This is a genomic window from Streptomyces sp. NPDC107654, assembly GCF_055639035.1.
On the sequence record NZ_JBVKBI010000004.1, the window covers coordinates 353005 to 368456 of the forward strand.

Annotated in this window: 10 protein-coding genes; 5 read left to right on the forward strand and 5 right to left on the reverse strand. The window is 72.7% G+C overall.

From position 1 onward, the window contains the following. Nucleotides 1–5 precede the first annotated feature (5 nt). Nucleotides 6–2594: a SpoIIE family protein phosphatase gene (locus ACZ7N4_RS09905; protein WP_471355825.1), complete on the forward strand. Its 2589-nt coding sequence runs from the start codon at nucleotides 6–8 to the stop codon at nucleotides 2592–2594. A gap of 60 nt (nucleotides 2595–2654) precedes the next feature. Here ACZ7N4_RS09905 and ACZ7N4_RS09910 read toward each other — a convergent pair whose 3' ends face one another. Beyond that, a complete protein-coding gene (locus ACZ7N4_RS09910; protein WP_471355827.1) occupies nucleotides 2655–4214 on the reverse strand; it encodes a hypothetical protein in 1560 nt (519 codons plus the stop codon). Between the two features lie 80 nt (nucleotides 4215–4294). On the opposite strand from ACZ7N4_RS09910, the gene ACZ7N4_RS09915 reads away from it, so the two are divergent. Continuing rightward, nucleotides 4295–5560 carry a glycoside hydrolase family 18 protein gene (locus tag ACZ7N4_RS09915; RefSeq protein WP_471355830.1) on the forward strand — a complete coding sequence of 422 codons (1266 nt, stop codon included), beginning with the start codon at nucleotides 4295–4297 and terminating at the stop codon, nucleotides 5558–5560. Continuing rightward, nucleotides 5557–6546, forward strand: a complete 990-nt coding sequence (locus tag ACZ7N4_RS09920; protein ID WP_471355833.1) for a phosphotransferase family protein — start codon at nucleotides 5557–5559, stop codon at nucleotides 6544–6546. Before ACZ7N4_RS09915 ends, ACZ7N4_RS09920 begins: the two co-directional genes overlap by 4 nt. Here the strand turns inward: ACZ7N4_RS09920 and ACZ7N4_RS09925 are convergent. From ACZ7N4_RS09925 to ACZ7N4_RS09940, 4 genes are read right to left on the reverse strand one after another with little or no spacing between them, the layout of a single operon-like run. Then, on the reverse strand, nucleotides 6503–7297 hold the full coding sequence (locus tag ACZ7N4_RS09925; RefSeq protein ID WP_471355835.1) for a succinate dehydrogenase/fumarate reductase iron-sulfur subunit: 795 nt from the start codon (nucleotides 7295–7297) through the stop codon (nucleotides 6503–6505). The two genes, ACZ7N4_RS09920 and ACZ7N4_RS09925, sit on opposite strands and share 44 nt — an antisense overlap. Next, a complete protein-coding gene (locus tag ACZ7N4_RS09930; protein ID WP_471355837.1) occupies nucleotides 7294–9231 on the reverse strand; it encodes a fumarate reductase/succinate dehydrogenase flavoprotein subunit in 1938 nt (645 codons plus the stop codon). The genes ACZ7N4_RS09925 and ACZ7N4_RS09930 overlap by 4 nt, the downstream gene beginning before the upstream one ends. Beyond that, entirely contained in the window at nucleotides 9231–10052 is an 822-nt protein-coding gene (locus ACZ7N4_RS09935) for a hypothetical protein (protein WP_471355839.1), read from the reverse strand. Before ACZ7N4_RS09935 ends, ACZ7N4_RS09930 begins: the two co-directional genes overlap by 1 nt. Nucleotides 10053–10079: 27 nt before the next feature. Continuing rightward, the gene (locus ACZ7N4_RS09940; protein WP_471355841.1) at nucleotides 10080–10370 is read right to left on the reverse strand and encodes a hypothetical protein; all 291 of its coding nucleotides are present in this window, start codon (nucleotides 10368–10370) and stop codon (nucleotides 10080–10082) included. Nucleotides 10371–10684: 314 nt separating this feature from the next. On the opposite strand from ACZ7N4_RS09940, the gene ACZ7N4_RS09945 reads away from it, so the two are divergent. Further along, nucleotides 10685–13039 carry an ABC transporter family substrate-binding protein gene (locus ACZ7N4_RS09945; RefSeq protein WP_471355843.1) on the forward strand — a complete coding sequence of 785 codons (2355 nt, stop codon included), beginning with the start codon at nucleotides 10685–10687 and terminating at the stop codon, nucleotides 13037–13039. A 267-nt stretch (nucleotides 13040–13306) separates the two neighbouring features. Beyond that, nucleotides 13307–15214 carry a translational GTPase TypA gene (gene typA / locus ACZ7N4_RS09950; protein WP_471356186.1) on the forward strand — a complete coding sequence of 636 codons (1908 nt, stop codon included), beginning with the start codon at nucleotides 13307–13309 and terminating at the stop codon, nucleotides 15212–15214. Nucleotides 15215–15452: the final 238 nt, after the last annotated feature.

Sequence of the window (15452 nt, forward strand, 5' to 3'; positions counted from 1 at the left end):
TTCGCGTGAGCGAGATACCAGCGAAGGCCACGGAGTCCGAGGACCCGTCGGACGGCGCGAGGAGTCAGGCCGCGGAGGCTGCCGCGGCGCCCGGTGACGCCATGTGGCAGAGCAGTCCGCCCGGTTCGATCTACGACTACATCAAGGTCGCCTCCTTCTCCATCAGCCCCGGCGGACTGGTCGACCAGTGGAGCCTGCGTGCCGAGCAGCTCTTCGGGATCCCCGCCGAACGCGCCGTCGGCATGGACCCGATAGAGGCCTTCATCGACCCCGACCTGCGCGACCGCGGCCAGCGGAAGATGGCCGAAATCCTCGACGGGCGCGAGTGGACCGGAGTGGTGCCGTTCCGGATGCCGGACCGGCCGGACGGCACGCGCGGGGAGGAGGGGCTGGCCGAGGTCTACGTCATGCCGACGCGCACCGCCGAGGGCGAGAAGGCCGCCGTCTGCATCGTCGTGGACGTCCGTACGCTGCGCAGCATCGAGACCGATCTCGCCGCCTCGCAGGCGATTTTCGGCCAGTCCCCTTTCGGATTCCTGCTGATCGACGCCGAGTTGCGGGTGCGCCGGGCCAACATGCGGTTCGCCTCCGTCTTCGGCGGGACCCCCGACGACCACCGGGGCAAGGGAGTTCACGACTATCTGCTCCGCGGTGAGGCCGAGCGGGTCTCGGCCACCCTGCGGCGGGTGCTGGAGACCGGCGAGTCCATCACCGACATGCACGTCACCGGCTTCGTCCCGGGCTCGGAGGAACGCCGGCACTGGTCGGTCAACCTCTACCGCGTGCACAGCGGCACCGGCCGCCCCATCGGCATCGCCTGGCTCGGCACCGACATCACCGCCCGCCGGGCCGCCGCCCGCGAGGCCGCCGCCGCCCGCCGCAACCTCGCGCTGCTCAACGAGGCCGGCGCCCGCATAGGGAACTCCCTGGACCTGGAGACCACGGCCCGCGAGCTCCTCGACGTCGTCGTCCCCGGCTTCTGCGACCTCGCCACCGTCGACCTCTACCAGGGCCTGCTGGCCGGCGACGAGGCCCCGCCCGGGCTCGCCGACGGCAGCGCCGAACTGCGCCGGGTCGCCTTCGCCAGCGCCGTCTCCGGGGCACCCTTCAGCGGCTCCGGGAAAGCCGTCGAGGTAGGCGCGGTCCACCACTTCCCCTTCAACTCGCCCTGCGCGGACGCGTTGCGCACCGCCCGGCCGCAGCACGTGCCCGCCGAGGAGGGCGGCCTCGTGCAGTCCACGCTGGCCGTGCCGATGGTCGCCCACGACACGGTCGTGGGGCTCGCGCAGTTCGCCCGCACGAAGGGCAGCGAGCCGTTCGGGGACCGCGACCGGGACCTGGCCGTCGAACTGGCGGCGCGGGCCGCGGTCTGCATCGACAACGCGCGCCTCTACCGCCGCGAGCACGAACGGGCGTTGATACTGCAGCGGTCCCTGCTCCCGCCCGGCGACCCCGAGGCCTCCGGTCTGGACATCGCCTGCCGCTACCTGCCGGGCAACGCGGCGACCGAGGTGGGCGGCGACTGGTTCGACGTCATCGAACTCCCCGGGCACCGCACGGCCCTGGTGGTCGGGGACGTCATGGGGCGGGGTCTGCGGGCGGCGGTCGCGATGGGCGAACTCCGTACGGCCGTACGCACCCTGGCCCTGCTCGACCTGGAACCGGCGGAGGTCCTCTCGGCGCTGGACGAGATCGCACGCGGGCTCGGCACCCCGGGCGGTGTCCAGCAGGCGACCCGGGCGGCCCGACAGCCCCGGGACGCCGACCTCTCGGAGGTGTACCTGGCGACCTGCGTGTACGCCGTGTACGACTCCGTCACCAGACGCTGTACGTTCGCCAACGCCGGCCATCTGCCGCCGGTCCTGGTCGAGCCCGGGGAGGCGGCACTCATGCTCGACGTGCCGCCCGGGATGCCGCTCGGGGTGGGCGGCGAGCCGTTCGAGGAGGTGGAGGTCGAGCTCCCGGAGGGCGCGCTGCTCGCGCTCTACACGGACGGCCTGGTGGAGTCCCGCGACCACCCCCTGGACGAGGGGCTGCAGGCGTTCATCGGCGCGCTCACGGACCCCTCCCGCCCGCTGGAGGACGTCTGCGACCACGTCCTCAGCACCCTGGACACCCATCACGGCGAGGACGACATCGCGCTGCTGATGGCCCGGGTGCAGGGGCTGCCCGCCGACTCGGTCGGCGACTGGACCCTGCCGAGGGAGCCGCGCAGCGTGGGCCGGGCCCGGGAGTACGCCCGCGGACAGCTGCTGTCCTGGGACCTGGAACCGCTGGTCGACACGACGGAACTGCTGGTCAGCGAGCTGGTGACGAACGCGCTGCGGTACGGCGAGGGGGACATCAGACTACGGCTGCTGCTCGACCGCACGCTGGTCTGCGAGGTCTGGGACGCCGGACTGGTCCAGCCCAGGCGCCGACGGGCCCGGGACACCGACGAGGGCGGCCGGGGCCTGCAGCTGGTCGGTCTCCTCAGCGCGGCCTGGGGCTCCCGCCGGACGCCCCGCGGCAAGACGGTGTGGTTCGAACTGCCGCTGCCGGGCGGGGAAGGCACCCTCACCGACCCGGCGGAGGCGCTGCTGAGCCTGTTCTGACCCGACATCGCCCCCACCGGACTCGGTGGAGGGCGCGGTGCCGGGGGCGTCGGGAACGGCTCACGGGGCGTAGCGCGCGCGGGTCTGCGGGCCGCCGAAGGCGGCGGGCCGGCCGGGGTCCGGGGCCTCCGGCAGGAGGATCCCGCCGAGGAGGGCGCCGGTGAGGCCGGCCGCGTGGGCCTCGGTGCGGGGGGTGTCGTAGGACCGCACGTCCCGTTCGGCCCGTTCCCGTGCCTCCCGGGCCACCGCGTCGGCCCGGGCGGTGTCGCCCGCGCCCAGCTCCCGGACCGCCTCCGCCAGCAGGGCCCGGGCCTCCGTGCCCACGGCCCCCCGGTGCACCGCGACGAACTCCTCCGCCCCGGCCACGGAACTACGCGCCACGAGCAGCGCCGCCGTGTCCAGCACCCCGCCGCGCGCGGCCCCGGCCGACCGCTCGACGGCCCGGGTGATCCGGCGCAGCGCGTCCAGCGGATCGTACGGCCCGCCCGTCAGCTCCTCGCGGACCGCGGCCAGCACCCCGTCGGCGTAGGCCGTCCGGGGGCGCGGCTCACCCGTGGGCAGCGAGGTCCCGGTCCTGTTCCGGACCGCGGTCAGTTCCGCCTCCGCGCCGGTCAGCGCCGCCGGTACCAGCCCGGCCGCCTCCCGCAGCCGCGCCGCGAGCCGCTCCACCCCGCCCACCAGCACCCCCGCCTGGATCACCGCGCCCTCCCCGGCGCGCAGCTGCCGGGCGGCCCGCCGCGGCGCGCCCGCGTCGACGGCCTGGCGGCCCTCGTTGAGCCGGGCGGTGGCGAACACCAGCCGGTCCTTGGCCTGTTCGACGTACCCGGCGACGGGACCGACCGCCGAGGGCGGGTACCGCTCCCGCAGGGCCGCCAGGGTGCCCTGCGCGGTCACCGCCCGCGCCGCCAGCTCCCGGAACCGCTCCTCGGCCACGACCAGCGCCGCCCCCACCCCCCGTTCCCCGCCCTCCCGGTCCTCGCCCAGCCCCCGCAGCCGGTCCAGCGCCTCCGCCTCCGCGTCCAGCCGGCGCCCGGCCTCCGCACAGCGGCCGATCACCCCGACCAGCGCCTGGCGCCGCGCGCTCGCCTCCTGAGGGACGCCCTCCTCGTACCGCCGCCAGATCGCGAACGCCGCGGACAACTCCGTCTCTGCGGCCCGCAGCGCGTGCGTGAACGGCTCCGTCTGCTTCTCCGGGAACAGCTCCCCTACGAAGGACAGTTCCTCCCCGCTGGTCCGTACGCAGTCGTCGGCCAGCCGCAGTGCCGCCCGCGCCTGACGCTCGGAGTCGGCCGGGGTGGGTGCGGGCGGCTGTGCCGGGACGGTGCCCGGAGTCGTCCGGGTCCGGGCCCGCCGGGTGCGCCGCAGATAGCCGTACCCGGCCAGGGACACGGCCGCGACCCCGGCGATCAGCGGCAGCACGAGGTCGGCCGCCGACGTCTCGTCCCCCCGCGGGGCGGCGACGCTCGCCACCGGAACCGGAGCATGGGCCGCGACCGTCATCACCGGTGACACCAGCAACCCGGCTCCCACCAGAGCGCCCGGCACGGCATGCGCCACCCGCGCCCGTATGTGCGAGGGGGAGGCGCGCCGGGCCCGGCCCCGGATCAGGGAGGACGTCACGTTGTGGAGCGTATGGCCAGGTAGGCGGCTCCGCGAGCGGGACGGATACGGGTGGGGGACCAGACGGACAGGGGGACGGGATGGACGGAAACCCGACGGGCGAAAGCCAGAGGGACGAAAACCCGGCGGCCGAGGGCCCGCCGGGCGAGAACCCGACCGGCGCCGGCGAGAAGCCTGCGGCCGGGGAGCCGAGCAGCGAGAACTCGGCGGCCGTGGACCGGGCGGGCGAAGGCCCGACCGGCGTGGACCCGACGGCCGTGGACCCGACCGGCGAGGACCCGGCGGACGACGAGTCGGCAACCGCCGGTGAGCGGACGGGGCGGGTACCGGTCCGTACGCGCCGTCGTCGTGTCCTCCGCGTCGCCTCGGTCGTCCTCGCCGTCCTCCTGCTCCCGCTCCTCACCGCCGAGACGGCCCTCCGGCTGAACTACACCGGCGATCCGGCCCCCGGCGCCCGCACCCGCCACCAGGACGCCCTCTGGCTGGGACACGCCTGGGTGGACGGACGGAAGACCGACGAGGACGTCAAGGCCCTCGCCCGGCGCCTGCGCGACACCGGGATCCGGGACCTGTACGTGCACGCGGGGCCGCTGGAGCACGACGGCACGCTCCCCGCGTCCGCGTACCCGAAGGCCCGCCGGCTGACGGCGGCCGTCCACCGGGAGCTGCCCGGCGTACGGGTCCAGGCCTGGCTCGGCGACACACTGGCGAGCGAGGGCCCGGAGGGGCTGCGGCTCGACCGTCCCGCCACCCGCGCGGCGGTCCTCGACTCCACCCGCTCCGTCCTCGCCGCCGGCTTCCAGGGCGCCCACTTCGACCTCGAACCCCTGCACTCCGGCGACCGCGACTACCTCGGTCTCCTCGACGACCTGCGCGAGCTGACCCACGCCCGGGGTGCCGTGCTCTCCGTCGCCGCCCACCAGATCGACCCGCTGCCCGCCTTCCACTCCTTCTGGGGTGCCACCACCGGCCACCCCAAGTGGTGGTCGCAGGCGTACTTCGGGCAGGTGGCCCGCCGGGTGGACCAGATCGCCGTCATGTCGTACGACACCATGCAGCCGCTGCAGAGCCTGTACGGCGGCTATGTGGCCCAGCAGACCAGCCTCGCCCTGGAGGTCACCCCGGAGGGCACCGACCTGCTGATGGGCCTGCCCTTCTACCACGAGAACCGGTTCGGTCACTGGGCGCACGCCGAGACCGTCCCGGCGGCCGTGCGGGGCGTCCGGCTGGGCCTGTCCCGGACCGACGCGGACCGTGCCCGCTTCGGCGTCGCCCTGTACGTCGACTTCGCCGCCACGGAGGAGGACTGGACCGCCTATCGGAAGGACTGGGTCCGCACGCCATGACGCCCGCCCGCGCCCCCCTCACCCCTGCCGACCTCGCCCCGCTCGCCCGCGCGGCCCTCGGCCGCACCCCCGCCGCCGCGCACCGGCTGCGCGGCGGCTCCAAGAAGGGCGTCTACCGGCTCGTCCTCGACGACGGTGGCACCGCGATCGCGTACGTCTGGTCCCCCGAGGAGGACTACTGGGGGCGCCCCGACGCCGACCTCCGCGACAGCTTCTCGCACGCCTCCGGCATCGGTCTGTTCCTGGCCGCCCACCACCGGCTCACCGCGCTCGGCGTCCGCGTGCCGCGGCTGCTGCTCGCCGACGAGGACGCCGTCCACCTGTGCGCGCCCGCGGTGGTCGTGGAGGACATCCGCGGCGCGAACCTGGAGCAGCTGCTGCGCGAGGACCCGGACGCGGCCCGGGTGCCGCTGGAGCGCCTGGCCGGGGTGCTCGGGGTGTTGCGCGAGTGCACGGCCGCCGGGCACGGCAAGGCGCTCCTGGTGGCGCGGGGCGGTACCGCGCTCGGCGGCTCCTGCGCGCGGGTCGTCGCCGACCGGGCGGTCCGGGACATCGCGGACGCCGCCGAGCGGGACCCCCGCATCCGCGCGGCGCGCGAGGCGCTGACGGAGCGGGTCCGGGACCTCGGGGCCGCCGTCGGACCGCGCGGCCACACCTCCCTCGTGCACGGCGAACTCGGGCCCGACCACGTCCTGGTGACCCCGGACGGCGATCCCGCGCTCATCGACATCGAGGGGCTGATGTACTTCGACGCCGAGTGGGAGCACGTCTTCCTCCAGCTCCGCTTCGGCCCCGCCTACGACGCGCTGCGGGCCCCCGGCCTCGACCCCGGCCGGATGGCCCTGTACCGGCTCGCGACCCATCTGAACCTGGTCGCCGGGCCGCTGCGGCTGCTCGACGGCGACTTCCCGGAGCGGGACGCCATGCGGCAGATCGCGGAGTTCAATCTCCGGCGGGCGCTCGGCCTTCTGCGGGACGCCTCCTGATCTTCGAACCGAGCCACACCAACGGGTCGTACTTGCGGTCGACCGCCCGTTCCTTCAGCGGGATCAGCGCGTTGTCGGTGATCCTGATGCCCTCGGGGCAGACCTCCGTGCAGCACTTGGTGATGTTGCAGTAGCCGAGGCCGTGGTCGTCCTGGGCGGCGCGGCTGCGCTCCAGGCCGGTCTCGGCCGCCGCGTCCAGCGGGTGCATGTCGAGTTCGGCGACCCGCATCAGATAGCGGGGGCCGGCGAACGCCTGCTTGTTCTCCTCGTGGTCGCGCACCACATGGCAGGTGTTCTGGCACAGGAAGCACTCGATGCACTTGCGGAACTCCTGCGCACGGTCCACGTCCTCCTGGAACATGCGGTACTCGCCGGGGCCCAGACCGGCGGGTGGCACGAACGCCGGGACCTCGCGTGCCTTCTCGTAGTTGAAGCCGACGTCCGTCACCAGGTCCCGGATCACCGGGAAGGCGCGCAGCGGGGTGATCGTGACGGTCTCGGCGCGGTCGAAGACCGACATGCGGGTCATGCACAGCAGCCGCGGCCGGCCGTTGATCTCCGCCGAGCACGAACCGCACTTTCCGGCCTTGCAGTTCCAGCGCACGGCGAGGTCGGGCGCCTGGGTGGCCTGGAGACGGTGGACGATGTCCAGGACCACCTCGCCGTCGTTCACCTCGACCGTGAAGTCCCGCAGGCCGCCGCCCCGTTCGTCGCCCCGCCACACCTGGAAGCGGGCCTCGTAGCTGCTCACTCGTACAGCTCCTCTTCGGCGAGGTACTTGACCAGCTCCTCCTTCTCGAAGAGGGCGAGCAGGTCCGGGCGGATGGGCGCGGTGGTCTCGCGGGCGAGGCGGATCTGGCCCCGGGCCGGGTCGGCCGCGGCGAGGCCCCCGGTGGGGTCGGCGAGGGTGCACAGCAGGTTCACGTTGCGCCAGGCGCGGTCCATCGTCGGATGGTCCTCGCGGGTGTGCCCGCCGCGCGACTCGGTGCGCTCCAGCGCGGCCCGGGCCACGCACTCGCTGACCAGCAGCATGTTCCTGAGGTCCAGGGCGAGGTGCCAGCCGGGGTTGAACTGGCGGTGGCCCTCGACCCCGGCCCGCCGCGCCCGGGCCCGCAGCTCGGCCAGCTTGTGCAGGGCCTGCTCCATCTCGCCCTCGCGGCGGATGATGCCGACCAGGTCGTTCATCGACTGCTGGAGTTCCTGGTGCAGGGTGTACGGGTTCTCCGGCGTCCCCGCCCCGCTGTCGCGCCCCGCCTCCGCGGAGAAGGGCCGCAGTGCCTCCGCGGCGGCCGCGTCGACCTGGACGTCGTCCACCGCCGGCCGCATGCCGGCCGCCCCCCGCGCGTACTCCGCCGCGTGCCAGCCCGCCCGGCGGCCGAAGACGAGCAGGTCGGAGAGGGAGTTGCCGCCGAGCCGGTTGGAGCCGTGCATGCCGCCGGCCACCTCACCGGCCGCGTACAGCCCCGGCACCCCGCGGGCCGCCGCGGTGTCGGAGTCGACCGCGATGCCGCCCATCACGTAGTGGCAGGTCGGTCCGACCTCCATCGCCTCCGCGGTGATGTCGACGTCCGCGAGCTCCTTGAACTGGTGGTACATGGACGGCAGCCGGCGCCGGATCACCTCGGCGGGCATCCGGGTCGACACGTCCAGGAAGACCCCGCCGTGCGGGGAGCCGCGGCCCGCCTTCACCTCGGCGTTGATCGCGCGGGCCACCTCGTCGCGGGGGAGGAGTTCGGGCGGCCGGCGGTTGTTGTCGGGGTCCTCGTACCACCGGTCGGCCTCCTCCTCCGACTCGGCGTACTTCTCCTTGAAGACGTCCGGGACGTAGTCGAACATGAACCGCTTGCCCTCGGAGTTCCGGAGGACCCCGCCGTCGCCGCGCACCGACTCGGTGACGAGGATGCCCTTCACCGACGGCGGCCAGACCATGCCGGTCGGGTGGAACTGCACGAACTCCATGTTCAGCAGGGGCGCGCCGGCGAGCAGCGCCAGCGCGTGGCCGTCGCCGGTGTACTCCCACGAGTTCGAGGTGACCTTGAAGGACTTGCCGATGCCGCCGGTGGCGAGGACCACGGCGGGCGCCTCCAGGACGAAGAAGCGTCCGGTCTCGCGGTCGTAGGCGAAGACCCCCGAGACCCGGTCGCCGTCCTTGAGGATCCTGGTGACCGTGCACTCCTGGAAGACCTTCAGCCGGGACTCGTAGTCCCCGGTCTCCTCGAAGTCCTCCTGCTGGAGCGCGACGGTCTTCTGCTGGAGGGTGCGGATCAGCTCCAGGCCGGTGCGGTCACCGACGTGCGCGAGGCGCGGGTACTCGTGGCCGCCGAAGTTGCGCTGCGAGATCCGGCCGTCCTTCGTCCGGTCGAACAGCGCGCCCCAGGTCTCCAGCTCCCACACCCGGTCCGGGGCCTCCTGCGCGTGCAGCTCGGCCATCCGCCACTGGTTGAGGAACTTGCCGCCGCGCAGGGTGTCGCGGAAGTGGACCTGCCAGGTGTCGTGCTCGTTGGCGTTGGCCATCGCCGCCGCGATGCCGCCCTCGGCCATCACCGTGTGCGCCTTGCCGAACAGCGACTTGCAGATCACCGCCGTACGGGCGCCCCGCTCGCGCGCCTCGATCGCCGCGCGCAGCCCGGCGCCGCCCGCGCCGACGACCACGACGTCCCACTGCTGCCGTTCCACCGCTGCCATCAGAAGAACCTCGGATCGTCGAAGACGCCGGACGCGACCAGGTACACGTAGAAGTCGGCCAACGCCACGCTGAGCAGCGAGGCCCAGGCCAGCTGCATGTGCCGGGCGTTGAGCCGTCCGACGAACCGCCAGGCCCGGTAGCGCAGGGGATGCCGGGAGAAGTGCTTGAGCTTGCCGCCGACGATGTGCCGGCAGGAGTGGCAGGAGAGGGTGTACGCCCAGATCAGCACGATGTTGGCGAGGAAGACCAGGCTGCCCAGACCCATGTGCCCCCACCGGTAGTGCTCGTCCCGGAAGGCCAGCACGGTGTCGTACGTCAGCACGCCCGCCACCAGCAGGGCGGCGTAGAAGAAGTACCGGTGGACGTTCTGCAGGATCAGCGGGAAGCGGGTCTCGCCGGTGTACGCGCGGTGCGGCTCGGCCACCGCGCAGGCGGGCGGGGACGCCCAGAACGCGCGGTAGTACGCCTTGCGGTAGTAGTAGCAGGTCAGGCGGAAACCGAGCGGGAAGACGAGGATGATGATCGCGGGGGAGATGCCCCACCAGCCGCCGAAGAGGTCGGCGTTCGGCCCGCCGCGCATGGTCCGGCAGTTCTCCGCCAGGCACGGCGAGTAGAACGGCGAGACGTACGGCGCCGCGTAGTAGTGGGCGCCCGCGAAGGCCCGCCACGTCGAGTACACGACGAACGCCAGCAGCCCGGCCGCGGTGACGGCGGGCGCCAGCCACCAGCGGTCGGTCCGCAGGTGCGGGGCGGCGATCGCGGCGCGCGTACGGGCGCGTACGCCGCCGCTGTTCTGTTGGGGTTCCGTACCAGTGGCCAAGTCAGGACTCCGGTCGGTAGCGGTTGATCAGGGGGCGCGGCGGTCGCGGGCGCCCAGTCCCTCGTCGTCCGTGTCGGTCCACAGGCTGATGTCGTAGGGCGCGTCGGAGATGGTGACGAGGTCGGGCCGGCGCTGCGCGGCCGGGGCCGCGGCGGCGGCCCGGAGCAGGGCCAGGCTCTCGCGCAGGTGGTCGGCGTCCAGACGGACCCGGCGTATCTCCAGGCCGCCGCTGCCGAGCTGGTGTTCCAGGCGCCCCAGCGACCGGTGGAGGTCGTCGAGACAGCGCTGTACGGCGTTGATGTCGTCGTGCACGGACATGACTTGCCCTCGCTTCCGCGGGTCCGGCGGGCCATGGACGGCAACGTTGATGCGCCTTGGAGTGTTGCGCCTCAGGCCTGCCGGTGTGAAGGGATGTGCAGCGATTGGCCGAGGCGTACGGGTGCATCGCCCGGTGTGTTGCGCCGCACGGGTGGGCTTACCGGCTGTCGTCGCCGTGTCGCCCACCGTTGCCGGATCCTTTCCTCTTCAGTGGCCGCATAGATCTGATCAGCTCCATATACCGCCAAACGTGATCAGCTCCATATACCGACAAATGTGAGCATAAGGCCCGTGGCTTCCTGGAGGTAGCAGAGATGTCCTACGACGGCGTTGGGCAGCGCCCTGAAGGGGCGCGGGGCCACACCACCGGCCAGCGGCTGCGCCGCGGGGCGCGAGGAGCCGGCGCGCACTCCCCGACGACCGGGAGCCCGTCCCGGCGTCTCCAGCGGGCCCTCGTCTTCCTCGGCGCCGGCGCCCTGGCCGTCCCCCTGCTCGCCGGCTGCGGTGACGACGACGAGGTCAGCAGCCCGCTCGCGCCGCAGGACATCGCCCCGGTCGCCCGGGACCTGGTCGCCGACGGCGGCACCCTGAAGTGGGCCGTGGACGCCGTACCGGAGACCCTGAACACCTTCCAGGCCGACGCCGACAGCGGCACCAGCCGGGTCGCCCAGGCCGTGCTGCCCTCCCTGTTCCGGCTGGACTCCGCCGGCCGGCCGGTGGCCGACCCGGCCTATCTGGAGTCGGCCAAGGTCATCGAGACCGAGCCGCGCCAGGTCGTGCTGTACAAGCTCAACCAGCAGGCCGTCTGGAGCGACGGCCGGGAGATCGGCGCCGCCGACTTCGTCGCCCAGTGGCGCGCCCTGTCCGGGAAGAACAGCGCCTACTGGACCGCCCGCAACGCCGGCTACGACCGCATCGCCAAGATCGAGCGCGGCGCCAACGACCTCCAGGTCCGGGTCACCTTCTCCCGCCCCTACGCCGACTGGAAGTCGCTGTTCTCCCCGCTGTACCCGAAGGACGTCATGGGCACCCCGGACGCCTTCAACGACGGCGCCCGCCGCAAGCTCAAGGTCACCGCCGGCCCCTTCAAGGTGGAGAAGGTCGACACCGCCAAGAAGGACGTCGTCCTCACCCGCAACCCGCGCTGGTGGGGCAAGCCCGCCAAGCTGAACCAGATCGTGCTGCACGCCGTCGCCCGCGACAAGCGGGCCACCGCGCTCGCCGACGGCAGCGTGGACCTCGCCGAGATCGACTCCACCGACGCCCAGCGGATCGGCCTCGCCCACCGGACGAAGGGCACCGCCACCCCGCTCCAGGGCGCGGGGGGCAGGACCTCCGTGAAGAAGCTGCGCGCGTGGGCGGTCGAGCACGGCCTCGGCTCCGACCAGGCGCACGCCGGGAAGAAGAAGCTCCGCAAGGCCATCACCCGCTACCTGGAGCAGCAGCAGGAGCTGCGGGACGTCGAGGTCCGCAAGTCCCTGGAGCCCGCCTACACCCAGCTCGCCCTCAACGGCGCCGCCGGCCCCCTCACCGACGAACGGGTCCGCCGGGCCGTCGCCCGCGCCCTGGACCGCACCGAGCTGGCCCGGCTGGTGCTCACCCCGCTGGGGCTGCCCGCCGTACCCGTCGGCAGCCACCTCGCGCTGTCCGGGCAGGCCGCCTACGCCGACAACAGCGGCGCGATCGGCGGCCCGGACGCCAAGGAGGCGCAGGCGCTGCTCGCCGACGCCGGCTGGGTGCGCGGCGGCCCGCTGAAGGAGGAGAAGAAGGGCGAGAAGGCGGCCGGCCCCGAGAAGCAGGAGAAGGAGAAGCGGAACAAGCAGGACGCGGACGTCTCGGACGGAGGCGACGACGGCGAGTACATCGTCGGGGAGGACGACAAGGGCCACGACGACCGGCACGACGACGGCCGGGCGCCCGGCGGCACCGACGGCGACGGAAGGGGGCACGGCGGCACCGACGGCAAGGGCAAGCACCACGAGTCCCCCGGCGGCGAGCACGAGCACCCCGACCGGCACCTCGCCCAGGAGGGCAAGCACGGCGGCGCGCCCGGCGCCTACGCCCCCAAGGGCACGGCCGCCCCGGCCGCCGCTCCGGCCGGCCCCCTCGCCAAGGACGGCAAGCCCCTCACGCTCCGCTTCGTCCTGCCCTCCGGACCCGGCTCGCAGACCCTGAACTCGGTCGCCGAGCGGATCTCCGCGATGCTGGAACAGGTCGGCATCCGCACGACGATCACCAAGGTGTCCGACGAGAGCTACTTCAAGGACCACATCGCCGCCGGCGACTACGACCTCGCCCTGTACTCCTGGCCGTCCTCCGCCTTCCCGGCGACCGACGCCCGCCCCGTCTACGCCAAGCCGGTCCCGGCCGCGGACGGCTCGGTGAACGTGGAGCAGAACTACACCCGGGTCGGTACCGACCAGGTCGACCAGCTCTTCGACCAGGCCGCGACCACGCTGGACGAGGACGAGGAGCGGGACCTGATCCGCCAGGCCGACGCCCACATCTGGGCGTCGGCGGGCTCCATCCCGCTGTACCAGCGCCCCCAGCTGGTGGGAGCGCGCAAGAACGTGGTCAACGCGGGGGCCTTCGGCTTCCAGACGCCGGTCTACGAGGACATGGGCTTCCTGAAGAAGGGGGCGAAGGTGTCGCCGAGCCCCGCGAAATGAGCCACCCCCGGCAGCCGCTCCGAGGGCGGCGCAGGTCCCTCCCACGCGGCTGAGCGGAGCGCGGGGGAGGGGCGGCCCGGCCCCCGGCGCCGGGTGTGTCCGGGGCCGGGCCGAGCTGCGCCGACGTAGCCCGGCGAGCCGCAGCGGCGGCGCACCCGTACCATGGGGTGAGGCCGTGGCGTGTCCAGCCCGGCAGGGCCCGCGCGACACGGACGTACGCGCAGGGTGATCCTCACCATTCCGGGAGTACGGCAGCTTATGACTGCGTTGTCAACGCGTCACGACATCCGCAACGTCGCCATCGTCGCTCACGTCGACCACGGCAAGACCACCATCGTCGACGGCATGCTCAAGCAGGCCGGCGCGTTCGCGGCCCACCAGCTCGACTCGGTCGACGACCGCATGATGGACTCGAACGACCTGGAGCGTGAGAAGGGCATCACGATCCTCGCCAAGAACACGGCGGTGAAGTACCACCCCAAGGACGGCGGGGACCCGATCACCATCAACATCATCGACACGCCCGGCCACGCCGACTTCGGTGGCGAGGTCGAGCGCGGTCTGTCGATGGTCGACGGTGTCGTGCTGCTGGTGGACGCCTCCGAGGGCCCGCTGCCGCAGACCCGTTTCGTGCTGCGCAAGGCGCTCCAGCAGCGGCTGCCCGTCATCCTGTGCATCAACAAGACGGACCGCCCCGACTCGCGCATCGACGAGGTCGTCAACGAGACCTACGACCTGTTCCTCGACCTGGACGCGGACGAGGAGCAGATCGAGTTCCCGATCGTCTACGCCTGCGGCCGTGACGGCATCGCCTCGCTGACCAAGCCGGACAACGGCACGGTCCCGGCCGACAGCGACAGCCTGGAGCCGTTCTTCTCCACGATCCTGGAGCACATCCCGGCCCCGACCTACGACGAGGACGCCCCGCTCCAGGCCCACGTCACCAACCTGGACGCCGACAACTTCCTCGGCCGTATCGCGCTGCTCCGCGTCGAGCAGGGCGAGCTGCGCAAGGGCCAGACCGTCGCCTGGATCAAGCGCGACGGCTCCGTGCAGAACGTCCGCATCTCCGAGCTGATGATGACCGAGGCGCTCACCCGCAAGCCGGCCGAGAAGGCGGGCCCGGGTGACATCTGCGCGGTCGCCGGTATCCCGGACATCATGATCGGCGAGACGCTGGCCGACCCGGAGAACCCGATCGCGCTGCCGCTGATCACGGTGGACGAGCCCGCGATCTCCATGGTCATCGGTACGAACACCTCGCCGCTGGTCGGCCGGGGCGGCACCGGCAAGGGCGCGGACGCGAAGGCGGCCGTGAAGGACCGCAAGGTCACCGCCCGCCAGGTCAAGGACCGTCTGGACCGCGAGCTGATCGGCAACGTCTCGCTGCGCGTCCTGGACACCGAGCGTCCGGACGCCTGGGAGGTGCAGGGCCGCGGTGAGCTGGCGCTCGCCATCCTGGTCGAGCAGATGCGCCGCGAGGGCTACGAGCTGACCGTCGGCAAGCCGCAGGTCGTCACCAAGGAGATCGACGGCAAGGTCCACGAGCCGGTCGAGCGCATGACGATCGACGTGCCGGAGGAGCACATGGGCGCCGTCACGCAGCTCATGGGCGTCCGCAAGGGCCGTATGGACAACATGTCCAACCACGGCTCCGGCTGGGTCCGCATGGAGTTCGTCGTGCCGTCCCGCGGTCTCATCGGCTTCCGTACCGAGTTCCTGACCCAGACCCGTGGCACGGGCATCGGCCACTCCATCCACGAGGGCTTCGAGCCCTGGTTCGGCAACCTGACGACCCGGAACAACGGCTCCCTCGTCGCCGACCGCTCCGGCGCCGTCACCGCGTTCGCGATGACGAACCTCCAGGAGCGCGGCGTGCTCTTCGTGGAGCCGGGCACCGAGGTGTACGAGGGCATGATCGTCGGCGAGAACTCCCGCTCCGACGACATGGACGTCAACATCACCAAGGAGAAGAAGCTCACGAACATGCGGTCGTCGTCGGCCGACTCGTTCGAGGCGATCGTGCCGCCGCGCAAGCTGTCGCTGGAGCAGTCGCTGGAGTTCTGCCGCGACGACGAGTGCGTCGAGGTGACTCCGGAGGCCGTTCGCATCCGCAAGGTCGTGCTCGACCAGCGTGAGCGTGCCCGCTCCGCGAGCCGCGCCAAGCACAGCTGATTCCACGGCGCTTGAGCCCGGGTGTCCCCACGGCGGGGGCATCCGGGCTTTTTGCAACCCGTTTTCGGGGGGCTCATGTCCGACATGCGGAGATCGGCGCCCGATAGCCAGGTAACAAGTCCGTTTCGCGCCTTCTTCCGGCGAACAGTTTGTCCAGATTTTGGAAGATGTACGGGCGAGCTGTGACTGAATTGAGATCTACGGGCAGTGGTCGGTAGTCGACCCATGGCAGATAGTT

Coding starts and splice junctions, on each gene's coding strand:
- ACZ7N4_RS09915 (WP_471355830.1), top strand. CDS start 4,295: ATGGACGGAAACCCGACGGGCGAAAGCCAGAGGGACGAAAACCCGGCG.
- ACZ7N4_RS09920 (WP_471355833.1), top strand. CDS start 5,557: ATGACGCCCGCCCGCGCCCCCCTCACCCCTGCCGACCTCGCCCCGCTC.
- ACZ7N4_RS09930 (WP_471355837.1), bottom strand. CDS start 9,231: ATGGCAGCGGTGGAACGGCAGCAGTGGGACGTCGTGGTCGTCGGCGCG.
- ACZ7N4_RS09940 (WP_471355841.1), bottom strand. CDS start 10,370: ATGTCCGTGCACGACGACATCAACGCCGTACAGCGCTGTCTCGACGAC.
- ACZ7N4_RS09945 (WP_471355843.1), top strand. CDS start 10,685: ATGTCCTACGACGGCGTTGGGCAGCGCCCTGAAGGGGCGCGGGGCCAC.